Consider the following 23,666-nt stretch of genomic DNA (forward strand, 5'->3'; position numbering starts at 1 on the left):
TTCAAAGAATAGGATAACTGTAAAATGGATAATTATGGTAAAATTAAAATAAACTGAGTCGTTGACCGTTTGTTATAATTAAAATATCTGAATTCAACTATGAATTATTAACAAAGGAGTTAGAGCTTTTGAAAAAAATTCTAATTTTATTATTATGTGTTACCAATCTTTTATTAGTGTCTGCTTGTCAAAATGAATACAAAGGTAAATATGTTAGATGGGGTGACACAATAAAAAGTGTCAACGTAAAGAAGCTTAAAGAAAATAATATTCCTTATAAAGTTAAAAATAATAAAGTCTACATTCCAGAGGATGCAGCAAGTGATGCTGTGCTGTGTTGCTCATAAGGTATCCCGCATTACTTAACATTAAAAACAGAGTCTCCTCATAGAAGATTCTGTTTTTTTCTTATTCAACTAACGCATGCATTAGTTGCTTAATATTTATAGCGATAATTGAATATAATTTAGCAGTAAAACTCGGTCGATTCTAACCGAGTTTTTTTATAGTAATTCACCGTCCTTTCGTGCCAAATGTTATAATTAGTAAAATTTAATAAAAGTAAGGAGTACATATTCATGAGTAAGAAATGGGTAGCAATTTTATTTTTAATTTTTTTCTTTCCAGTCGGATTATATCTAATGTGGAGGCACAAACACTTTTCAGTGATTGCTAGATTTATTGTGTCAGGTTTTTTTGGGATTTTTATACTCCTTTCTATTTTTTCAGATGACCCATCTACCGATCAAGTGAAAGATAAAGCTCCAAAGGAAAAGGCTGCTTCGGTTGTAGCAAAGGAAAAAGAAACGGAAAAGAAAGAAAACAAGTCAGTTAAAAAGGAAACATCAAAATCAGAACCAGTTAAAAATTCAAAGACTCAAGAAACGCCTGTTTCACCGCAAATAGGACTAGGAGATACAGTTTCATTATTTAAGACCCATCATGGTAAAAATAAAGGTGATAATGAAATGGGAAGCTTTGAAAATGATTACATACTTCCTATGTTTCTAGACGACAAAGCGTGGAATATTACACTTCAATTTGAAAGCACATCGTCAAAACGAAGAGATTTTAAAGAAGCCGTTACAATATCAAAAGGTTTTATTCCTTCAGATGCAATAAAGGTAAAAGAGTACACTTTAGATGATATGAGAACAGTTATAGAATATAAAAGTAATAAATTAAAAACTGTCTTCCCAACTTTCCCTTCATCGCCTGAAGAAGTAGGAAAATTAATTACGATCATCAAATATGATTCTGGAAATAAAAATAGTGTATTTTCAGTTGTAATAGGTGTTGGGACAAATCCATAAAAGTAAAAAAAAAGACTAGTCAAGGCTAGTCTTTTTCTATTTCTTTATTCAACTAAATCATGCGTTAGTTGAAATTCAAAAGCAGCCAATGGCTGCTTATTTATTTTAGTATAAGTTTGTGAAGTATGGTTATTACAAATGAATCCGAATGGTAATAAAAGGAAAAAAGTAAAACGTTAACGAATATCATTAGTAAAATAATTTTTGTGAGGTCAAGTAAGTATGTATCTAATTTTATTAATGGTTTTATTTACAATAATTGGATATTTCCTATTTTGGTTACCACCAGCTATTGGAGGAGCCATTGCATTTGGAATATTTTTTGGCATTTTGAGTAGAGGCGTATATTTTTTATTCAATATAAACAAGAGAATTACTAAAGCATATCCAACCCACAAAGAATTAGAGCTTGAAGATGTTAAGAAAGAATTAAAAGAAATAAAGAAATTTTAGATTCATCTTATAGAACTAAAGCATGCAATAGTTGAAGATCACAAGCTGCTAATATGCGGCTTTTTGTGCGACGGGCAGTCGCATAGGGTGCTGACTTAGTCAGCGCCCTTCATTTGCTTATCTAGACAGAGACGACACCTCGGTGTGACGACTGAATGAAGGATAAATTAATGACTTCCAGATGGTGAAAATCCATCCTCGAGGAGACTGACCTAGCTCGAGAAGTCTAATCTAGGGCATTATCGTGAGGTATTGTCTGAAGGAGATGCGGTAAATCGAGAGACCCGTAGACGAAAAGATAGACCCTAATGCAAGAAGTGTGAAGCACGGGGGCGGAGTAAGTTAGCGACTTTTCGAAGAGTGAGGAAGCCCACTAAAATGGCATTTTCTTTAGAAGTCAGAACGAGGAAAGGTGGCTTATAACTTGATGGTGCAGGGTATGTCTTGAAGGAAAATGCGATGACCCCGTGAGGTCTCTACCTTACCGAACAGGCAGGGTTCTAATCTATAAGGGAAATCCGAAGTGATGATGAACTGGTAGAGAAGTCAGACATTCTCATAGTACAGAAGTAGTTTGATGACCATAACATCGAATGAACGGAAGGGGAACGACCTATGACTCCAAGTCATGGACAAGATGGAATGTTAACAATCAAGTTACCGAGGTAAAACCGTTTGGATGAACATCAAGGAAAGGCATGGAATACGTAATGAATCAAGAGTGGAAATTTAAATTACACAGTGTTTATGGTCAATTATTATTCGACCGCAAATTAACTCAAAGCTTTGAACAAGTTAAGGCGAATAAAGGAACAGGTGGTATTGATGGTGAATCAATAGAAAGCTATGAATCAAACCTGCATGAAAATATCATGTCTTTACTTGAAAAGTTGAAAGCAAAGACTTACCAAGCACAACCAGTTAAAAGAGTATACATACCAAAGAAGAATGGAAAGAAACGTCCTTTGGGAATCCCGACAATATTACTGTAGAATCTATGAAAATACAAAATACAAATCTAAAATAATATATAAACAGCCATCCAAGATTTGTTTTAATCTAATTAATTGGGCAAAATAACGTTGGTAAGTAAGCTTATTGGTAAAGAATAATGGGGAAGTATGTGTTTTTGGGAATAGCAATAATTAATATTTAACAAGTTAAAACAATTGTAGCACGACAGATTTTTCAATTTTTGCTACTGCTGTATAAATTGTGATAATAGACAAGTTTGTCATATCTCCTAAATTTTCACTTATAATTGGATTGGCTAACGATACTTGATTTTAATTTGTGAGTATTAATTAAGCTTTAAAAAAAGTAGATTATATAATACAATTTTTTTAGCACATACGTTTGTTCTGTATTTACTAATGGTAGGTTAAATGCTTGTGAGAAAAAATTCAACTAATGGGAGTGAAGGAAATGACAATTTCTGATATTGCCAAACTAGCTGGGGTTGCTAAGAGCACTGTATCACGTTATCTTAACGGAGGATCAGTTAGTGAAGAAACAAAAAGAAAGATTGAAAATGTTATTATAAACACTGGGTATATTCCAAATACTTTCGCACAAAGTCTCAAAGCAAAGAGAACAAATATTATAGGCACAGTTATTCCTCGTCTAGATTCATATGCGGCTGCTAAAACATTAATTGGAATTGATGAGGAATTAAGGGCTTTAAATTGTCAAATGCTTATATCAAATACTAGTCAGGATTTAGACCGAGAGCTTGAAAGCATTTATGGCTTTGCAAGACAAAAAGTAGCTGGAATAATCTTGATGGCTACACAGATAACAGATGCGCATTTAGAGGCGTTTAAAAAAATACAAATACCTGTCATCTTAGTTGGTCAACTCCATCACGAAATATATAGTTTAATTCATCAAGATTACGAATCTGGTTACGAGATGGGTAAATATGTTTTGTCAAAGGGACATCGTAACATTGCATTCCTAGGTGTTACAGAAAAAGATATTGCTGTAGGTGTTAGACGTAAAGAAGGATTTAAAAAAGCTTTAGAGGAAGTAGTAGATTGCAATGTAAGATTCCATGAAACAAGTTTTAGCATGATGGAAGCTTTAAAACAGGCCACATTGATAATTGAAAAATATAAACCTTCAATTATAGTGTGCGCAACAGATAATATAGCACTTGGAGTTTTAAAAGCTGCATCTTTAAAAGGGTTAAGGATTCCCGAAGACTTATCAATTACAGGATTTGGTGGATACGATGTTACAGAGGTGATTCATCCAGGATTAACCACTATTAAGTATTTTTATAAAGATGCAGGTCAAGTGGCCGCTAGGAATATAGTTAAATTAGTTAATGGGGAAGATGTCAATAAAGTTACACATTCGAAATTTAAATTAATCGAAAGAGAAAGCGTTGACAATCGAATTGTTAATATTTTATAATCAAGTTGAAACCGGTTCCAAAAAATATGATTTATTTTGAAACCGGTTCCTTTTGAGTATCAAACCAGGTGTTTTGTTTTTTTAATGTATTTCGGAACCGGTTCCAATGAAAAAAAGGAGGTATTTATTATGGATTTTAAAAAGATTGCAGAAGAGACATTCGAAGCAATAGGTGGAAAAGAGAACATAACTGCCGCGGCTCATTGTTCAACACGTCTAAGACTAGTATTAAAAGATGAAGAAATTATTGATCAAAAAAAATTAGATGAACTAGAAGAAGTGAAAGGGACGTTTTCTACGGGTGGACAGTATCAAATAATATTTGGTGCGGGTATAGTAAATGAAGTATATAAAGAGCTTGCAAAGTTAGCTGGCATTTCAGAAATGTCAACTAAAGATGTAAAAGATGCTGGTACAAAGAAAATGAATATACTTCAACGTTTTGTGAAAATGCTTTCAGATATTTTTGTTCCAATTATCCCAGCCATTGTCGCTGGAGGCTTACTAATGGGGATTAACAATGTGTTGACGGCACAGAATTTAATTATTGAGGGTAAGTCATTGGTGGAAGCTAATCCTGCACTTGCAGATTTAGCTTCACTTATTAATACGTTCGCTAATGCAGCATTCGTATTCCTTCCAATATTAATTGGTTTTTCAGCAACGCAACGTTTTGGAGGAAATCCCTATCTAGGTGCGGTACTTGGGATGTTAATGGTTCATCCGGACTTACTAAATGGATACGGTTATGGTGCGGCATTAATAAAAAATGATATTCCGGTATGGAAGATTTTTGGTTTCGAGATTGAAAAGGTAGGGTATCAAGGTAGTATATTACCAGTTCTCGTTTCATCTTTTATTCTTGCTAAAATAGAAATAAACTTGCGAAGAGTAATTCCTTCAGCAATAGACAATCTATTAACTCCATTACTTACTATTTTTATTACAGGTATTATAACTTTCACGGTAGTTGGACCATTTACACGCACAGCAGGTAACTTATTAACGGATGGTTTAATATGGTTATACGATACAACTGGATTTATTGGTGGAGCCATAGTTGGCCTTATCTATGCACCAATAGTTATAACTGGAATGCATCACAGTTTTATTGCAGTAGAAACACAATTATTAGCTGATATTGGTAAAACAGGAGGATCATTCATATTTCCAATTGCAGCAATGTCTAATGTAGCACAGGGTGCAGCAACAATTGCCATTTTTCTTACCACAAGAGATAAAAAAGTTAAAAGTACTGCCTCGGCTAGTGGTATCTCAGCACTTTTAGGAATTACTGAGCCTGCAATGTTTGGAATTAATTTAAAATTAAGGTATCCATTTATAGGTGCAATAATTGGATCGTCTGCTGGTTCTTCATTTGTAACGTTATATAAAGTAAAAGCAGTTGCGCTCGGAGCAGCTGGTATCCCTGGTATTATTTCGATAAAACCTACAAGCATTATTCCGTATATTGTTGGAATGGTGATATCTTTTTCGATAGCATTTATTGTAACACTGGTACTAGCAAAAAGAGATGAAAGAATAACTGCTACTAAAATGTCATCCGAAAAAGCAATTTATTCGTAAGTGCTTCGAAAGAAGAGGGGGAATTTAAATTTTCCCCTCTATTAATTTAAAGGAGTGAAAAAAATGGAGTGGACAAAAGAACTACTTTACCGCCAGTTAGAAGAAGTTAGTAATGAAGAATTGGCTGTACTAAAATCTAAAGTAGATAATTGTCCATGGAGGCAATCTTTTCATATTCAACCAAACACAGGGCTTTTAAATGATCCGAATGGATTCTCGTATTTTAATGAGGAATACCATTTGTTTTATCAGTGGTTTCCACTTGGTGCTGTGCATGGATTAAAATATTGGTATCATGTTAAATCAAAGGACCTTGTACATTGGGAAAACGTTGGAATTGGAGTAAAGCCGAATAACTACTACGATAGTCATGGAGCATACTCAGGGTCTGCAATAGAACATAAGAATAATTTGTATTTATTATATACAGGAAATACACGTGATGAACATTGGGTAAGACATCCTTATCAATGCATTGCTATAATGGGTAAAAAGGGGGGGATTACAAAACTAGATACCCCTGTAATCTCTGACGTACCACATGGATACACAGATCATTTTCGTGATCCAAAAGTATGGAAGGTAGGAGAATTGTTTTATGCAATTATTGGAGCACAAAGAAGTAATAAAACTGGCTGTGTAGTTTTATATAGTTCACCAGATTTGTTTAAATGGACATTTGAAGGGGAAATTAGGACAAAAATGGATTCATTTGGATACATGTGGGAGTGCCCTGATTACTTCGAATTACAAAATCAAGGAGTACTCATTTTTTCACCTCAAGGTATAGAACCAGAAGGAGACAAGTATCAGAATATTTATCAGTCTGGATATGTGCTAGGTAAAAAATTAGATCTACTGCAAAAAGTTATGGAACATGGAGAATTTATAGAGCTTGATCGTGGCTTTGATTTTTATGCACCTCAAACTACAATTGATTCATCTGGACGTCGTATTTTAGTAGGTTGGATGGGTTTACCTGAAATTGTGTATCCTACAGATCAAAATGGATGGGCGCATTGTTTAACAATTCCACGAGAATTGTCAATTCAAAACGGGAAGTTAATTCAACGGCCAGTGAGAGAGCTTGAATCACTTCGTAAACAGGAAGCTAAAACAGTAAACATTATTAATAGCGAATCAAAGACGTTTAACAGCTTCGATGGAACATCATATGAGATGATTTGTGAATTTAAAAATATAGATGCATCTGAATTTGGGATTGAATTTAGGACAAGTAAAAAAGAAAAAACAATTTTGACCTATGATGTTATAGAGAAAAAGGTTATACTCGATCGTACTTTTTCTGGACAAACAATTGATTCTCCTTTTGGAACGATTAGGAAATGTAGTCAGGAATTAAAACAAGATAAAATTAAGATTCATATGTTTGTCGATGTTTCTTCAGTTGAGATTTTCATAAATGATGGTGAAGAAGTAATCACGAGCAGGATTTTCCCTAAAGAAGAAAGCACTGGAATTCGTTTCTTTGCATCACGTGGAAGTGTTAAACTTCAAGCAGTGAAATGGGATTATTAACTTTTTAAAATTTTAACATGTTAAATTTGATGCTGATAAAGTAGAGACTTTAAAAATGATGAGGTGGAAAAGTGGGACAATTATATTCAATCGGTGAAGTATTAATTGATTTTATTCCTTTACAGAAAGGTAGACCTTTAAAGGATGTTACTTCTTTTGAGCGTGCACCTGGTGGCGCACCTGCAAATGTCGCTGCAGCAGTAGCTAAGTACGGTGGCAGCGCGTCCATGATTACAAAAATAGGAGAAGATGCTTTTGGTGACTTTATATGTGATCAATTATCGGCCGTTGGCGTCAAGACAGATAAAGTTTTAAGAACAACTGATGCTAATACTGGCTTAGCTTTTGTTTCCCTTCAGGAAAACGGTGATCGTGACTTTTCATTTTACAGAAATCCTTCTGCCGATCTATTACTAACTGAGGAAGAAGTTAAAGATGAATGGTTTACAAAAAACGATATTCTTCATTTCTGTTCCGTTGATTTAGTTGAAAGTCCGATGAAGCAAGCTCATATAAAAGCAATAAAATCAATTATTTCAAAAGGTGGAATTGTTAGCTTCGATCCAAATGTACGTCTTCCTCTTTGGAAAAACCCCGAGGCATGTAAAAATACTATTTTAGATTTTATTCCTCTGAGTCATATTGTAAAGATTTCTGATGAAGAACTCGAATTCATAACTGATATTACAGATGTAGAAGAAGCAATTTCTACTTTATTTAGGGGTGAGGTAAAGGCTATTATTTATACAAAAGGTTCAAAGGGTGCGGAGCTTTACTTAAATGATAAAAACTTTGAATCAAAAGGATTCAAAGTTGAAGTACAAGATACAACTGGTGCAGGTGATGCTTTTATTGGGGGGATTTTATTCAAATTGCTTGAGAAGAAAGCAACTCAGGTTAATTTAGTGGAATTATTTGAGAAAAACTATCAAGAATTCCTTACATTTGCAAATGCCAGTGGAGCTCTTACAACAACAAGTAAAGGTGCAATTTCTTCCCTTCCAGATCGTGAAACAATTATTCAGTTAATAAATGGATAAAAAATTGTTTAATTAATGCAATTGCTGGTCTATTATTATGCTTATTAACTTTAATATTCACGGAATAATTTAGTTGTATATATGAAATTATTTCTTTTAATATTATAATTGTAATGTTTCAAATCAAATAAATTAAAAAGTCGATTTTCAAATTTATGAAAATCGACTTTTATTTTCCTATAGTTACGGATAAGGCATGGGAAAATGTAAGAAATCAACTTGTTGTTAGTAGGGTTAATAGCGGATTCCCATACATCGTTGTTCAAGAAGGTGATTATTTAAAAAATGGGGAGCTTTATTTGAAGCATTCCTATGAAAATATGGAATTAGATGTTGAGAAGGTAATGCCGTATATTCATCAGTTGTGGGGTAGAGGGGTACATTTGGAGAAGAACATTGAGAATAAGTCTGTGTTGTTTAGTTATGATGGGAAGAATATTCATCGGAAGTATATTTGATTCTTTAATACAAAAAAGGATATATAAGTGCGCTAAATGAATAAAAATCTTTAAGTCTCACTAATAAGATTAATCAAAAGACATCATTCGATTAGAATGGTGTTTTTTATTTTTTTGCTATATTAAAATCTTCAAACAATCTAATGAAATTTTCACTTAATAAAATTATGAAATTCATTCAAATTTATAATTACAAAGTGATATTAAATTCAAAGCAAGAATAAGATTTATTGGAAAGAGGTGAACTATATGTTATCTGTATGCTCGAAAATGATAGTTGCATATGATCATTCTGAATTAGGTAAAAAGGCACTAGAAACGGCAATGAGTATAGCAAAACAGGATAAAAGGATCGAATTGGTTGTTATTATGGTTATTGATATACCATATACCGTTTCTTACTATCGTGTGATGCGTAAGGCAGAACTCTTAGCAGCCAATGAAATACTTATTGAAATTGAGAAAAAGTTAAATTCACTGCCAAACAAGTCAAAAACATATGTATTGGAAGGAAACCCTGCTGAAACGATTGTGGATTTTGTTAAGCAAGAAGGCGGTGATCTTGTTGTGATGGGAAGTCGTGGTTTAAATACATTAAAGGAAATTTTTCTAGGCAGTGTCAGTCATTATGTATTGCAAAAAGCTACTTGCCCAGTATTAATTGTTAGATAATAGAGTGCTATTTTATTTATGTATGTATTTACAAAGATTTTGAAATTACTAGAAAGATCATTCTAATTGAAGCTGATAATTTTTACATATTAGGATTTTTAAACATTTTTGTACTAACTTTTCCCTCAAAAATTATTTCTATATAGGTCAATTTAATACCTATTAAAACTGTTCTTTAGAATTTAAGTATATTAAGAATCGAACTACTTTTACAAATCTAATGTAGTTTTAGTGAATACATCTAAATTATATGATCCTATTGGGACTATATCGAAGTGTTTAGATAATATATTTAGGAGGAAGAAAAGGATGTTAAATGTATGTTCAAGAATAGTAGTTCCATATGATAATTCTGAATTAAGCAAAAAAGCATTGGACAGGGCTATCACATTAGCAAAACAAAATAAAAGTATCGAATTGAATGTCATCACAGTATTTCATGTACCTGTTGATGTTACTAATTACGGTACGTTGAATATAGACGAGATACGCCAAACAGAATATGAGATAGCGAAAATAGCACTTAATGAAGTAAATAAAAAGCTGGAAGAACTTCCTAATCGTACAGAAACATTCGTTTTGGAAGGTATTCCTTCTTGTACGATTGTGGATTTTATTAATAGTAATAATGCTGACCTTGTTGTGATGGGTAGTCGTGGTCTAAGTAATTTAAAAGAGTTGTTTTTAGGCAGTGTCAGTCATTATGTAGTACAAAAGGTGAATTGCCCAGTATTTATCATTAAATAATAATCTTTTTAAATTTGATTAAACTTGATGTGCTTTTTTTCTATGTCTAAATTATAAAATAAGAAAACGCTCAGGAGGGCGAGAAGCAATGAAAAATAAAAATGTTGGAAGCTATGAAGTTGTTGTTTCTGATAATCCTGTTTCTAATTTTTTATTTAACAGTAGTAAATCTGCTTGGATTTGGTTAGTTATACGTATTTACTTAGGGTACGAATGGTTTTCAGCTGGATGGGATAAAATAAATTCAGATGTTTGGACTGGAGCAAAAGCTGGAGCTGTAGTAAAAGGCTTTACTCAAGGTGCTTTAGCTAAAGCTAATTCTAATGTTCCTCATCCAGATGTAACGGGTTGGTATGCAAGTTTTTTAAAGCACACAGTATTACCAAATGCAAAATTCTTTTCATATTTAATAGCTTATGGTGAGGTTCTTGTAGGTTTAGGACTAATTTTAGGTTTACTAACAGGAATTGCTGCTTTTTTTGGTAGTTTAATGAGTGTAAGCTATTTATTTGCTGGAACGCTTAGTACTAACCCCCTTTTGTTTATTCTAGCTACTTGGTTAGTATTAGGATGGAAAGTTGCGGGATGGTATGGATTAGATAGATGGACACTACCGTTTTTAGGAACACCATGGGAAAAAATGGATATAAAAGAAACAAAACAAGTTATTAATAAAGTGTAATTAATGAGATAACAGAAAAGGACTAAAACCACCTGTAATGAACTGCACCCTGATTGTTAGCTGTGTCTAACAATCGGGGTGCAGTTCATTTTTAGGTGGTTTTTATTTTTCCAATTTTAGGAATTTAAAGTGAAACAACGCCTATGTATTCACCAATCGGCGAGTTTTCTGTATAAATAAATAAGTTTTTCATCTGAAATATAAGAAAATCTTATAATTTACCGTTATTATCAAAATTTCTAATTATATTCGAAAATTCTGATAATGTATACTGATAATAGTAAATGGGGAAGGAGCTCGAATGAGGTCGAAATTTGATAGATTATCAGTTCAGTAAATTTCAGCTAGAACACATCTGAACCTGATCAAATTCTATCAAAATATTATATTTTGTTTTCTGGAGGACTGGATAAATGGGAATCGAAAAAGCAATTTTTAATATGGATGTCATTAACCTATCCAGGTATTTATGAAAGATATATCGTTTATACGAACCAAGCTAATCCATCGGAAAGTGTTGGTTCGTAACGAAAGAGTTATAGCAATTAGTCTTCTTACAAAAAAATTAAATAAATGGGGAGAACTGGGGAATGAAGAGAAAGCAAACTAAATTACTAGTTGGCGCGCTAACTACTAGTATCGTATTTTCACAATCACAAATGGTTAACGTATTTGCACAAAGCCCAACAAAATTAGATGAAGCTGTAGCAAAACTTAACACAACCACTAATAGTGACGCTAACACTAACGAAGAAAGCAAATTGAATCTAACTGCAGAACAACGTCAAGCTCTTGAGAATATTGATAAGTTCAATGCACAAGGACTTCAGTTATCTGACGACGTGAATTTAGATAGTTCAAAACCTGTGTCAGTTATCGTAGAGTTCAAAAGCAAACCGAAGAAAGTTGCTTTACTTGAAGCAGCAGCAAACGGACAATCTCTATCTTCTACAACAGCACAAAGTGATGTAGATTCAGATCATGCAACATTTGAAACTGATTTAGACAATGCATTCCAAACAAAGTCAGATGGAACGTACAGAGTCAATCGTACATTCAAAACTGGATTCAATGGTGTATCACTACAAGTTCCTGCAAACAAACTAAAAGAGTTAGTAAAATCAGGAGCAGTTAAAGCAATCTATAGTAACCAAACTATTCAATTAAATGATCCTAAAGTGCCTGATTCACAAATCGCTTCTGGAGCAGATACAAAAACCGCTTCTACTGGAGTAGATACACATGGAATGGCAGCAGAACGTTCTTATCTTAAAATTGACCAATTACACAAAGAAGGTTTCACTGGTGCAGGAATTAAAGTAGGTATTCTTGATACAGGGATTGACTATAACCACCCAGACTTAAAAGACGCTTACAAAGGCGGTTATGATTTCGTTAACAATGATAATGACCCAATGGAAACAACTTATGCTGATTGGGTAAAAGCTGGCAAACCAAGTATCAATGGTGGTGGTGCTGAATCTTACTACACTGAACATGGTACCCACGTAGCTGGTACAATCGGAGGTCGTGGAAAAGCTGACAGTAACTATTCAACGACAGGTGTTGCTCCCGACGCGAGTATTTATTCATATCGTGTACTTGGTCCAGGTGGTTCAGGAACAACGGATGATATCATTGCTGGTATCGATAGAGCTATTACAGATGGAATGGATGTTATCAATCTATCATTAGGTGCACCTTACAATGATCCATTAAGCCCTGAAAGTATCGCACTTAACTATGCAGTACTAAGCGGTGTAACATCTATTGTTGCTGCAGGTAACTCTGGAGATGCAATGTACACTGTAGGAAATCCTGGGAATGCTGCTTTAGCATTATCAGTTGGTGCAAGTGATGTGCCAACAACGATCCCAACAATGAAAGGTAACGACGATACTGCGAGCTATGGAATGCAGTTATTAGCAAAAGGATTTGACGATGATTTAAATAGCTTAAAATCTAAATCATTCCCAATAGTAAACGTGAATTTAGGCCAATCTTGGGATTACTGGGGTGCAAATACTCGAGTAGATGGAAAAGTGGTATTAGTTCAACGTGGTTCAAATACAATTAATGATAAAATTTTACAAGCAAAACTACGTGGCGCTGCTGCAATACTTGTGTACAACAACGTTGATGGTGTAATGCCTTTCTATTTAGCAGAAGGTCAAGACTTCATCCCTTCATTTAACTTAACAATGGCAGATGGCACTGCATTAAAACAACAAATCGCAAGTGGTAAAACAACATTCACTTTTAGCGATTTAAGTTCAATTACAACAAAAGGTGATGAGTTAGCATCATTCAGTTCACGTGGACCATCTCGAGTAACTTATGATATTAAACCAGAAGTCACTGCACCAGGTGTAAGTGTGTTATCAACTGTTCCTGGATATGTTCATAGTCCAACTAATCCGACTGATTATACCCATGCATATGATCATATGTCAGGAACATCAATGGCAACTCCGTTTGTAGCAGGTGTCGCTGCATTATTAAAACAAGAGAACCACAATCTACAACCAGAAGATATCAAAGCTTTACTAATGAATACAGCTGATCCATTAAGTAACACTTACTCTGTTTACGAAGTTGGTGCAGGACGAGTTGACCCGTACCGAGCTTTACATTCTTCTGTAGAAATCAAAGTAAAAGATAAAACTCCAATCGTGATTAACGGAGAAACACAAGATATCAAAGAAACAACAAGTGCATTAAGTTTCGGTAATGTAGCATACACTGGCAAAGATTTAGTGAACACTCGTGCAATGACAATCGAGAACAATAGCCTTACACCAAAAACGTTTGATGTGAAAGTTACGTATCAAACAGATGTAAGAGGTTCAAAAGACGCAGTGAAAAACGGTGTATCAGTTTCCTTAGATCCTTCATTCAAAGTACCTGCATATGGCAAAGTGACTAAGAATGCAATTTTAACAATTCCGAAAGCTGCTGAAAAGGGTATCTATGAAGGTTATGTAACTTACACAAACCATAACGACTCAACTGAAACATATCGTGTTCCATTCGGAGTTCATTTCGTTGAAGAAGGAATTAAAGACTTTACTCTTTCTCGTAACTCACTCACGAATGACCGAAATCAATTAACGAGTCCGATTATGAGTCCATCTTTATCTGCAACAATGACACTGAATTCTCACATGAGATATGTAAAAGTAGTTCTTTCAGATGCAAAAACAGGTGAAGATTTAGGTATTGCAAATACGTTTGATGGAATGGGTTACCAAGAAGGTAAAACATATTTCTTCGTTCCGTTCTCAGGGTTTATCTATCCGTTTGCTGATAAAGAACACAAAACGATCAACAAAGTTGCAACATTACCAAGAGAAGGTCATTACAAACTAAAACTTGTTGGTGTAAATGATGATGGTCAAGAATTTGTGAATGCCCAAGATCTGTTCATTGATAATACTGCTCCTGATAAGTTTGAAATGAAAGTACAAGGGGAAAAAGAAGGAAGTCCTTTCGTTGAATACAAGAAAGGTACAACATCAATTCCTGTTACAGCTTCTATCCATGATCAAATGGTTGATCAAATGAGAGCAGCTGGTATCAACATTAATCAAGGTACAGTAGGTATCCCTTATGCTTGGAACAGCAATTCAATCAATGGAAAACTAACATTAGATGAAAACGGAAACGGGTCAGACAGCGTTGCAGTTCAGACAAACTCACCGATTACACAGGTGCTATTCGTTGGAGGCGACCAAGGAACGAATGCAAATGCTCAAGAAATGTACTACCTTGTTGAAGATACGTATTCATATGTATATGGTATGCCACAAGGTCCTACTAGACATAAACAAATGATTACACATGTTGGAGATACAAGATCAACTACACTAACTGCTTATAATGTAACAAAAGTAAAATCAGCTGTTTATACTTTTTCTGCTAATTCGGTTGATACAAGCATTGAAAGCGTTAAATTAAATCCTGCAGCTGAGGCTTTAGGTGGAGTTTTAACAACAACAAATACTACTGCTAATACTGTTAATGGTCCAGTAGTTACAGTAAAAGCAACAGTTACGTTTGATGGTTCTAAAGAAGTAACAGGTGACATCCCAATGGTTGATGTAGCAGTTAAAATTCAAGATATTCAAAAACCTACTCTAGGTTCAAGTTTACTTCTTAATTCTACAAAAATCACAGACGTTAATGGTGGTGTAACTCAACCTTGGGGAACATTCCCTAGAATCGTGATTTTACCGAAGTTCGCTGCTTTAGGTGGTTATGTATATGCTCAAGGATTATTTAAGAATGGTCAGTTCGATAGTACTACAACTAAAGATTATACAACAGCAGGAATAAAAGCGTACGTTCAAGATAAAGATGGAAAAACGTATAATGGCACAATCGCTAAGAATGGTCAGTTCTATGTAAATGGTTTACCAATTACTCATGATGATATGTCAATTGTGTTTGATGTCCCTGGACACTTTACAACATACACTGATTTCCATGGAATGTACGGAAATTTAGATGGTGAAGAGTATGGTGTATCTGGTTACATTGGTTCAGATGTTTATACAGCTACAGCAGGAGACGTTAATAAAGATAATGTAATCGACATAATGGACGCACTGGCGATCCAAACGTATTGGGGAACAAATAAACGTAGTGCAGATATTAACGGCGACGGAACAGTTGACGTTAATGACTTTGCTTATGTGTACTACAACTACGGACTTGGTAACCCAACAAATCCAAATCCAAATCCAAAAGCTAAGAAAACGTACAAAGGTCAAACGTTAGAAAGCATTATTAAACAATTAGGTCTAGATAATTAATTTAATTGGTAACCTGGATAGCTTCTGCTGTTCAGGTTACTCCATTTTTTAATATTCAGGTTGTAGCACTATCTATAGCAGTTAAAAAGTATAAAGGTGTTAATTTAGAATCAGTTAAAAGTCAATTGAGATTACAAATTAGAAAGCTCTGGAAAAAAATTCAGAATTTGTCTTCACACTGTAAGTCTGTTCTCAATACTTGAGAACAGGCTTTTCATTATATTTAAAATAATTGTAAAAAAAATAATAAAGAAAATATAGTTTGTAGTATACTAATAACGTTGTTAGAAGGAGAAGATTATGAACATCGAAAAATTGGAATATCTAGTCGAAGTCGCCAAAACGGGATCCTTCTCGATTGCTTCACAAAATCTCTTTGTGAGTCAATCCGCTATTAGTCAATCGATTGATAGTATCGAAAAGAAATTAAATGTCAAATTGTTCGAGCGTTCCAGAGGTAGAGGCCATAGTGCCATACTTACGCATGATGGAGAAGAGCTTGTTTCGATTGCGATAGAGGTATTTAGTAAATATCAAGAACTAATTGAAAAAGCACAGTTAATTAATAATAAAGTAAACGATAAATTGAAAATATCTACGACTCCAGGTTTTTTTGCCGTACTTTTAAACCCAATATCAACTATTAGAGATGATTATCCTAAAATTACTATCGAGATTTTTCAAAAGCCTGGTCAAGATATTATTGAAGATATTTTAGAAGATCGAAGTGATATCGGTGTTTTGCCATTTATTAAGCATTTATTAGAAGATGATGATCGCCTAGTTTACCATAATTTATTTGAAGCAAAAATGAAATTAATGGTAAATAAAAACTCTCCATTAGCGGAAAAATCATTTGTTACACCACAACAAATTATAAACGAAACACTAATTACTTATGATGGAGAATTCATTCATTGGTTTAAAAAACTTTTCTATAGGGAGTTTGGCAAAATGAATGAGTTATTTACCACTACGAATACTGATACATTAAAAAAAGCGATCGAAGAAAACTTAGGCGTATCATTTGTTCCAGCCTTCAACGGGGTAAATTACAATTTGAATGATGACATTATAATGTTGGATATTGTAGATTATGATGCTGTAAATCTTCAATATGTATGGATTATGTCTAGTAATAGGGATTGTTCAAGAATGATAAAAGACTATATATCGAGATTGAAGGAAGAACTAAATTCATAATGTAAAGTGGGTGATATGATTCATCCGCTTTTTTGGCATGAGACAAGGACGCCTGTGTCGGTAAGGGATAATGTATTTATTATTTATACGAAACTACTTTACTAAAGAACTCGTAATGCATGAAGAAATGTATCTATTCCAGCGACAAAGTAAGGAATTTAAAGTGACTGATAGGGTATGGAAAAATGTACGAGATCAACTTGTGGTTTCTTATACTTTAGTTCAAGAAGGAGATTATTTAGAGATTAACAGTTTAGAAGGAGAAAAATAAGAATGAATGAATTAATCGTTTTTAGTGAACTTCATAAATATTTAAACGGTTTAGGTCCAATGAAATGTACAATGGCGGCAAAGAGTCTGTCGTTAGGGTATAAACCTATTACCTTTAGTGGCGCGTCTACTAAATTTGCGACTCTAGATGGAGAAAAAAAATACCATTGCTTAATTCTGCATGTAGATCCAGGAAATCCAGAATCTAGTAGAGGGAAGTCTATTCAAAAAGAAGTACAACAAATTTTAAATTTTGAAATTAAAGAAATGAGAAATTTCCTCCTTAAAAAGCATGAAATATATGTTCCATTTGAAGTCATAGATTCAAAAGAGAAGATGGAGCTATTAAAAGCTATTATAAAGAATGTATTTAAAATTTTTTTTAGATAGAAATTAAAATAACATGCTAATTGTTAAAGGATGATAGTATGTGAAAAAGGCGTTGCTCAAGAGCAATGCCTTTTTTGTATATTCTCTTTTTAAAAATTAATCTTTTAAATAAGTAATTAAATTAAAATTATTTTTATTATATTAATATACTTTCTAACCCTCGGTCTAAATCATAAAATAGAGAACTAAAGACAGAATGTGTTCTCTTTCAAAAACATAGAAGGTGGTTATTTATTTATGCGTAAATTAACAGTTTTCATTGCTTTCAATACGACTTATATCCTCTCCCCATTAAAAAGCATTGATTTTTGTTAAGGGAAATTTAAGGTACACAATCCAAAATGAGCTTATCAAAAGAAATTAGGAGGAGTAAAAAAATAGATAAAACAAGCTCTAATGCAAACGACCAATAGTAGAGTAAGTTTGGTGTATAAACGAAAGAAAAGTCCTGATTTTCTTAAAATGGTTACAAGATAGTAGAGGTTCTTAAGGATATGTGAAATTCCGAAAACGTATGTACCTCAATGAAGAATAATCGGGTATATATTCAGATCAATCTCAATGTTGGAGAGGAGAAAAGAAAATTGAAAAAGTGGGTTATTATTTCAGTTATTGTTGTTGCTGTTGGAGGAGGAAGTGGTTGGTTTATATATAGTAAGAGTCAAGCAAATCAAGCCCAAAACGTGATGGCTACAGCACAAACAATTACGGCACAAAAAGGAAAGTTAGAAGTAGCTGTTACTGGATCGGGTTCGGTAACTGCAAATACTGACGAAGATGTTACTGCGGCAAATACAATTCTTGTTGTGGATAGTGTTAGTGTTTCATCTGGAGAATCAGTGGGTAAAGGTGATACACTTGTGACTTTTAAAAATGGTGATGTGGTTACGGCTCCAAAAGATGGAGAAATTACAAAGGTTTATGTAAGTAGCGGTAGCGGAGCATCGCAAGGAAAAGTACTAATTCGTATGGAAGATGAAGATGGAGTTACATTACCAATTACAAGAGAAGATAGTGGCAGTTCCTCAAATAATTCTAGTACGGGAAATACTGGAGGTAGTAGTTTAATAGCGGATACTGTAAATGTGAAGGAAGGTTCAGTTGTAAAAGCAGGTGCAACACTTGTGAAATTTACAGATGGTAGTATTTTACAAGCACCAGTTGCTGGTACGATTACTAGTCTTGCTGTTAATAGTGGAGATTCTGTACAAAGTTCTACGACAGTGGCGCATATAACAAATTACAGTTCTTTGGAAACAACAATCAGTGTTGATGAATTAGATATCACTAAGGTAAAAGTTGGACAATCAGTAAAAATAACAGCAAGTGCTTTTGAAGGTGAAACATTCGATGGGATTGTAACGAAAGTAGCAAATGAAGGTACATCGACAAATGGCGTTTCGACATTTGATGTAACTGTAAAAATTAAAAATCCAAAAGGTTTGAAAATTGGTATGTCAACGGAAGCAAGTATTTTAATACAAAGTAAAGCAGACGCGCTATATGTTCCAGTAGAAGCAGTGTATAAAAATGGAAATGAAAAATATGTACTAGTACCTTCATCTACAGATGATTCTGGACAATCTACAAAGAAAGTTACAGTAAAAACTGGTATTTCAAATGATACGAATGTAGAAATTACAAGTGGATTAAGTGAAGGAGAGTCTATTGAAATTCCGAGCGTTCAATCTAGAAGTAATTCTGGTGGATTTATGATGCAAGGTGGAGGATTCCAAGGTGGTGGCTTCTCTGGCGGTGGTTTCGGAGGAAGAAATTTTGAAAGAAATCAAAATGGTGGCGGACAAGGAGGTAAATGATGACTAACTTTGAGCCGATTATTCAAATTAAAAACATGACGAAAATGTATGAACTTGGCGGAGAAACGGTAATGGCTCTTCAGAGTGTATCTCTTGATATCCAAAAGGGTGATTTTATTTCAGTGATCGGTCCATCAGGTTCGGGGAAGTCAACATTTATGAACATGATCGGATGCTTAGACCGTCCAGATTCTGGGAGATATTTGATTGATAATGAAGATGTAGGGCAAATGAAGAGCTCACAACTAGCGACTATACGGAATGAAAAAATTGGATTTATTTTTCAAAATTTTAATCTTATACCAAAGTTAACTGCAGTAGAAAATGTAGAACTTCCTCTTATTTATAGAGGGATGAAGACGGCTGAAAGAAGAGAAATTGCTCTTTCGGCGTTAAAAAAAGTAGGATTAGTCGATCGAGCGAATCATTTACCTACACAATTATCAGGGGGGCAGCAGCAGCGTGTCGCAATCGCGCGTGCCCTTGCTGGAAGCCCTCCTATTTTACTAGCAGATGAACCGACTGGTGCTCTTGATAGTAAAACAAGTAAGGAAATTTTGGAGATTATGAATTTGTTAAATGAGCAAGGACATACGATTATTCTAATTACACATGATTTAGATGTTGCAAAACAGGCAAATCGTGTTGTTCGAATACATGATGGCCAGCTATACGAGAATGGTGGTGAATGGTTTGCAGACACTGAGAATGGCGCTTAAGAGCATTAAAGGAAATAAAGTAAGAGCGTTCCTAACGATGCTAGGTATTATTATCGGTGTATCCTCCGTTATTGTGATGGTTGCGATTGGACAGGGATCAACGAAAGAAGTGCAAGATCAAATAGGAAGCTTAGGTACAAATGTATTAACAGTAAGTGTGACAGGCTCAGATGTAACATTTAAAGAAGATGATGCTAATCAACTTAAGGACGTTAGTGGTGTAGAAGCAATAGCTCCAACTGTTTCTGGAAGAGTAACTGTAAAAAACGGACAAACGAACGCACAAGTGTCAGTGACAGGAACAACTTCACCTTATTTAAAAGTTCGTGATTTGGAGCTGCAATCAGGGCGATTTATTGCAGATTTGGATAATGATAATCACTCAAAAATAGCAGTACTAGGTTCAAGCACAGCACGAACATTATTCGGTTTTGGAAATCCAGTTGGTCAATACGTTAAAGTAAATGGAACATCATTTAGAGTTGTTGGGGTACTTCAATCAGTTGGTAGTTCATTAGGTTCAAGTGGGGACAGTACGATTTTTGTTCCGCTTAGTACAGCTCAGCGCTTGGCATCTACTACTTCAATTGGATCTGTCTATGTAAAAGTAGAAAATGAAAATATGATTAATTTTACATTACGTAGAATTGAACAAAAGATGTTTACGATTATTGGAGATGAAGATAGCTATAGCGTTTCGAGTCCAGAGGATTTAATGGAAACTGCTTCATCCGTTAATAAAACGATGACATTAATGCTAGGCGGAAGTGCTGCAATCTCACTTATTGTTGGTGGTATTGGTATAATGAATATTATGCTTGTATCGGTTTCTGAACGTACAAAAGAAATCGGTATAAGAAAAGCAATTGGCGCAAAGCGCGGAAGTATTCTACTTCAATTTCTCATTGAATCAATGGTATTAAGTTCACTTGGTGGAATTATAGGCGTTGTAATAGGTGTAATAAGTGCCAAAATATTTACTATAATGACAGGAACAGCAATTGCATATTCTGTTCCGGTTATGTTGTTATCGTTTGTATTTTCTTTATTAGTTGGAATTGTATTTGGTGTTTTTCCAGCAAATAAGGCATCAAAGCTTGATCCTATTCAAGCGCTTAGATATGAATAAAAAGAATAAAGTGGTTGTCCCAAAAGTAAATCTTTTAAGGGGCACCTCTTTTTTGTTTAAAAAAGAAAATCCTTCTTTATGATTATATAAAAAAGATTTTATTAAGTTGATTATCTAATAAAATAGTATTTTAGGTTTCTATTCAAAAATATCAGAATAGTCTATAATTATGGTCGTAACCAAAATTCAACCGTAAATAATGAGAAGCTTGTTGTTTAATTAATAATTCAATGAGGAGGTAAACGACGTGGAAGAATTAATATCAGAATTAGTTGATAATATGAAAGGAAGTTTAATCAATATTAGGCGTGATCTCCACTGTTTTCCTGAGATAGGATGGACAGAATTCCGAACCTCATCTCTCATAGCAGATTTCTTATCTGAATTGGGATTTGAAGTGAAAGTAGGAAGGGAAATAATTGTACCTGAATCGAGAATGGGTGTCCCAGATGGAAAAACGATTCAAGAAGCAAAAGAGCGGGCATTGTCGTTTGGGGCAAATTCATATTGGATTGAGAAAATGGAAGACGGGTTAACTGGTGTAGTTGGCATTTTGGATACAGGGCGTATTGGTCCAATACTTGCCTTCCGATTTGATATCGATGCATTGGAAATATCTGAGGATAAAGGATCAGATCATGTTCCAACGAATCAAAATTTTTGTTCGAAAGTAGAAGGCTATATGCATGCCTGTGGACACGATGGTCATATTGCAATTGGGTTAGGAATGGCACAATTGATTTCAAAAATGAAAGAGAAGCTATCAGGAAAAATCAAACTTATATTTCAACCGGCTGAAGAAGGTGCACGTGGTGCGAGAGCGATGGTTGACGCGGGAGTCTTTGAAGATGTTGATTATTTCTTTAGTGGCCATATTGGAGTTACGGCAACTAAACAGAATCAACTTGTCTGTAGCGTAACAGATTTTTTCGCGTCAACCAAGTTTGATTTAGAACTGGAAGGTGTGCAGGCCCATGCTGCATTAGCACCACATGAAGGTAGAAATGCATTACTTGCGGCATCTACTATTACATTGCAATTGTATGCAATCTCACGGCATGGATTAGGGGATTCAAGAATAAATGTTGGAGTGATTCAAGGTGGAGAAGGTCGAAACATTATTCCAGCACATGCTAAGCTAAAATTTGAAACTAGAGGAACGACCAATGAGGTTGATCAATATATGCAGAATGAATCATTGCGGATCATCCAATCAGTTGCTCAGTTATATGGGATTAAGGAACATACCGAAGTAGTAGGACGTTCGATTATCGCAGACTGTGACGCTGACCTTGCAAATCTTGTATACGATATAGGTTCAAATGTTAAACAAACTAGTGAGATTGTTCTTTCTCAGCCTTTTCTTGCTTCTGAAGATGTAACTTATATGATGAAAGAGGTTCAAAAGAATGGTGGAATGGCTACTTACCTATTATTTGGAACTGAATTGGCAGCGGGTCATCATAATTGTGCATTCGACTTTAATGAAAAAACAATTGCGTATGCAGTTGAAGTTTATGGAAACTTACTTGTACATTTAGCCAGATAATCAACTAGAGAGAGGAGAAAGGAATATGTTTTTTCTTGCATTAATCAGTTCTTTTTTGAATGCAGTAAATGCGTTGTATGCAAAAAAAATTACCATGCAAATGAAGGATAATAATAGCTTTATAGTAACATCATTTCTAGTGGTCACCATTATATTAGGCTGCGTAATGCCTTGGTATTATTCCTTTACTGTTACTCCAGCTACAATCGGTTTATTAATCATTGTGATTATTTTAGATGCATTGTCTAATGTATCATTTTTCTTAGCACTTGGACGAATAGAAGTATCTCAACTAGCAGTGTATACTGCGTTAACTCCATTATTCACGTTTATTCCAAATAGCATTTTGCACGGATTCGATATACATATTTTAATTCCGGTCTTGCTCATTGTCCTTGGTGTATATTTTCTGAACGTACGAGGTAAAAACTTGTTATCTCCATTAGTAGAAATAAAAAAACCTGGGAATTTATTAGGGGTTGCAGCTGCAGTTTCTGCTGGACTCAGCATGGTTCCTACACAACAATTGCTCGTTCATCAATGGATAAATGCCCCTACACTTTATTTTTTCAGAGCGAGTGGGATTGCCCTAATAATCTATTTAATCCATCGTCCGAAAATTTGGTATCCTAAACTGAATATGCACCTTTCGATTCGTGGGGTGCTTGCGATTACCCAATGGATTGCATTGTTTGCAGCCTTAAAGATTGCCAATGGAACGCTAGTTGTAGCTTTAGCCTATACTTCACCAATATTTGCATTGTTTTTAGCAAGAATTTATTATAAAGAAAAAATTACAGCAGCTAAGTTGATTGCCTGTTGCATTACCATTTTAGGAATTTTATTTATTTTAGAGTAGTGGAGGA

19 protein-coding genes and 2 pseudogenes are annotated in these 23,666 nt (G+C 34.4%); all 21 read left to right on the plus strand.

Annotation, left to right across the window (positions count from 1 at the left end; translation table 11 throughout):
- Nucleotides 1-128 precede the first annotated feature (128 nt).
- A complete protein-coding gene (locus COE53_RS04380) occupies nt 129-347 on the plus strand; it encodes a hypothetical protein (protein ID WP_098947506.1) in 219 nt (72 codons plus the stop codon).
- A gap of 231 nt (nt 348-578) precedes the next feature.
- Complete coding sequence (locus COE53_RS04385) at nt 579-1,313, plus strand: hypothetical protein (protein ID WP_098947507.1); 735 nt, start codon at nt 579-581, stop codon at nt 1,311-1,313.
- Nucleotides 1,314-1,535: 222 nt separating this feature from the next.
- Nucleotides 1,536-1,766 (plus strand): hypothetical protein, encoded by a 231-nt coding sequence (locus COE53_RS04390; RefSeq protein WP_098234312.1) that lies wholly within the window; start codon nt 1,536-1,538, stop codon nt 1,764-1,766.
- A gap of 710 nt (nt 1,767-2,476) precedes the next feature.
- Nucleotides 2,477-2,758 carry a reverse transcriptase family protein gene (locus COE53_RS04395; RefSeq protein WP_175403457.1) on the plus strand — a complete coding sequence of 94 codons (282 nt, stop codon included), beginning with the start codon at nt 2,477-2,479 and terminating at the stop codon, nt 2,756-2,758.
- Between the two features lie 433 nt (nt 2,759-3,191).
- Nucleotides 3,192-4,184 carry a LacI family DNA-binding transcriptional regulator gene (locus tag COE53_RS04400; RefSeq protein WP_286143888.1) on the plus strand — a complete coding sequence of 331 codons (993 nt, stop codon included), beginning with the start codon at nt 3,192-3,194 and terminating at the stop codon, nt 4,182-4,184.
- A 129-nt stretch (nt 4,185-4,313) separates the two neighbouring features.
- Entirely contained in the window at nt 4,314-5,771 is a 1,458-nt protein-coding gene (locus COE53_RS04405) for a sucrose-specific PTS transporter subunit IIBC (protein ID WP_091024859.1), read from the plus strand.
- A gap of 63 nt (nt 5,772-5,834) precedes the next feature.
- Complete coding sequence (locus tag COE53_RS04410; protein ID WP_091024857.1) at nt 5,835-7,310, plus strand: glycoside hydrolase family 32 protein; 1,476 nt, start codon at nt 5,835-5,837, stop codon at nt 7,308-7,310.
- 71 nt (nt 7,311-7,381) lie between these two features.
- Entirely contained in the window at nt 7,382-8,350 is a 969-nt protein-coding gene (locus tag COE53_RS04415; RefSeq protein ID WP_091024855.1) for a carbohydrate kinase family protein, read from the plus strand.
- A 182-nt stretch (nt 8,351-8,532) separates the two neighbouring features.
- A pseudogene (locus tag COE53_RS04420) lies at nt 8,533-8,808 on the plus strand (stage V sporulation protein R); the annotation flags it as partial.
- Between the two features lie 249 nt (nt 8,809-9,057).
- Nucleotides 9,058-9,480, plus strand: a complete 423-nt coding sequence (locus COE53_RS04425; RefSeq protein ID WP_069032882.1) for a universal stress protein — start codon at nt 9,058-9,060, stop codon at nt 9,478-9,480.
- A gap of 309 nt (nt 9,481-9,789) precedes the next feature.
- Complete coding sequence (locus tag COE53_RS04430) at nt 9,790-10,227, plus strand: universal stress protein (protein ID WP_069032883.1); 438 nt, start codon at nt 9,790-9,792, stop codon at nt 10,225-10,227.
- A gap of 88 nt (nt 10,228-10,315) precedes the next feature.
- Nucleotides 10,316-10,909 (plus strand): DoxX family membrane protein, encoded by a 594-nt coding sequence (locus COE53_RS04435; RefSeq protein ID WP_069032884.1) that lies wholly within the window; start codon nt 10,316-10,318, stop codon nt 10,907-10,909.
- A gap of 590 nt (nt 10,910-11,499) precedes the next feature.
- Entirely contained in the window at nt 11,500-15,723 is a 4,224-nt protein-coding gene (locus tag COE53_RS04440; protein WP_098947508.1) for a S8 family serine peptidase, read from the plus strand.
- A 300-nt stretch (nt 15,724-16,023) separates the two neighbouring features.
- Nucleotides 16,024-16,926, plus strand: coding sequence for a LysR family transcriptional regulator (locus tag COE53_RS04445; protein WP_069032885.1), 903 nt, complete (start codon nt 16,024-16,026; stop codon nt 16,924-16,926).
- 82 nt (nt 16,927-17,008) lie between these two features.
- Nucleotides 17,009-17,182: pseudogene (locus COE53_RS04450) on the plus strand (stage V sporulation protein R); the annotation flags it as partial.
- Between the two features lie 17 nt (nt 17,183-17,199).
- Nucleotides 17,200-17,586 (plus strand): hypothetical protein, encoded by a 387-nt coding sequence (locus COE53_RS04455; protein ID WP_069032887.1) that lies wholly within the window; start codon nt 17,200-17,202, stop codon nt 17,584-17,586.
- 584 nt (nt 17,587-18,170) lie between these two features.
- Nucleotides 18,171-19,403, plus strand: coding sequence for an efflux RND transporter periplasmic adaptor subunit (locus COE53_RS04460; RefSeq protein ID WP_069032888.1), 1,233 nt, complete (start codon nt 18,171-18,173; stop codon nt 19,401-19,403).
- Nucleotides 19,403-20,122 carry an ABC transporter ATP-binding protein gene (locus COE53_RS04465; protein ID WP_069032889.1) on the plus strand — a complete coding sequence of 240 codons (720 nt, stop codon included), beginning with the start codon at nt 19,403-19,405 and terminating at the stop codon, nt 20,120-20,122. The genes COE53_RS04460 and COE53_RS04465 overlap by 1 nt, the downstream gene beginning before the upstream one ends.
- Nucleotides 20,097-21,251, plus strand: a complete 1,155-nt coding sequence (locus tag COE53_RS04470) for an ABC transporter permease (RefSeq protein ID WP_483295421.1) — start codon at nt 20,097-20,099, stop codon at nt 21,249-21,251. Before COE53_RS04465 ends, COE53_RS04470 begins: the two co-directional genes overlap by 26 nt.
- Before the next feature lie 247 nt (nt 21,252-21,498).
- On the plus strand, nt 21,499-22,800 hold the full coding sequence (locus COE53_RS04475; RefSeq protein WP_084006795.1) for an amidohydrolase: 1,302 nt from the start codon (nt 21,499-21,501) through the stop codon (nt 22,798-22,800).
- A 25-nt stretch (nt 22,801-22,825) separates the two neighbouring features.
- Nucleotides 22,826-23,659 (plus strand): DMT family transporter, encoded by an 834-nt coding sequence (locus COE53_RS04480; RefSeq protein ID WP_069032891.1) that lies wholly within the window; start codon nt 22,826-22,828, stop codon nt 23,657-23,659.
- The last annotated feature ends 7 nt before the right edge of the window (nt 23,660-23,666 follow it).

The organism is Bacillus sp. AFS029533 (genome assembly GCF_002585125.1).
Classification (GTDB): Bacteria; Bacillota; Bacilli; order Bacillales; family Bacillaceae_G; genus Gottfriedia; species Gottfriedia luciferensis_B.

What these genes read in the sequence shown, in the direction of transcription:
- COE53_RS04400 (WP_286143888.1), top strand. Translation starts at nt 3,192, where the DNA reads ATGACAATTTCTGATATTGCCAAACTAGCTGGGGTTGCTAAGAGCACT.
- COE53_RS04390 (WP_098234312.1), top strand. Translation starts at nt 1,536, where the DNA reads ATGTATCTAATTTTATTAATGGTTTTATTTACAATAATTGGATATTTC.
- COE53_RS04410 (WP_091024857.1), top strand. Translation starts at nt 5,835, where the DNA reads ATGGAGTGGACAAAAGAACTACTTTACCGCCAGTTAGAAGAAGTTAGT.
- COE53_RS04425 (WP_069032882.1), top strand. Translation starts at nt 9,058, where the DNA reads ATGTTATCTGTATGCTCGAAAATGATAGTTGCATATGATCATTCTGAA.
- COE53_RS04395 (WP_175403457.1), top strand. Translation starts at nt 2,477, where the DNA reads ATGAATCAAGAGTGGAAATTTAAATTACACAGTGTTTATGGTCAATTA.
- COE53_RS04405 (WP_091024859.1), top strand. Translation starts at nt 4,314, where the DNA reads ATGGATTTTAAAAAGATTGCAGAAGAGACATTCGAAGCAATAGGTGGA.
- COE53_RS04465 (WP_069032889.1), top strand. Translation starts at nt 19,403, where the DNA reads ATGACTAACTTTGAGCCGATTATTCAAATTAAAAACATGACGAAAATG.
- COE53_RS04440 (WP_098947508.1), top strand. Translation starts at nt 11,500, where the DNA reads ATGAAGAGAAAGCAAACTAAATTACTAGTTGGCGCGCTAACTACTAGT.
- COE53_RS04430 (WP_069032883.1), top strand. Translation starts at nt 9,790, where the DNA reads ATGTTAAATGTATGTTCAAGAATAGTAGTTCCATATGATAATTCTGAA.
- COE53_RS04445 (WP_069032885.1), top strand. Translation starts at nt 16,024, where the DNA reads ATGAACATCGAAAAATTGGAATATCTAGTCGAAGTCGCCAAAACGGGA.
- COE53_RS04455 (WP_069032887.1), top strand. Translation starts at nt 17,200, where the DNA reads ATGAATGAATTAATCGTTTTTAGTGAACTTCATAAATATTTAAACGGT.
- COE53_RS04480 (WP_069032891.1), top strand. Translation starts at nt 22,826, where the DNA reads ATGTTTTTTCTTGCATTAATCAGTTCTTTTTTGAATGCAGTAAATGCG.
- COE53_RS04435 (WP_069032884.1), top strand. Translation starts at nt 10,316, where the DNA reads ATGAAAAATAAAAATGTTGGAAGCTATGAAGTTGTTGTTTCTGATAAT.
- COE53_RS04385 (WP_098947507.1), top strand. Translation starts at nt 579, where the DNA reads ATGAGTAAGAAATGGGTAGCAATTTTATTTTTAATTTTTTTCTTTCCA.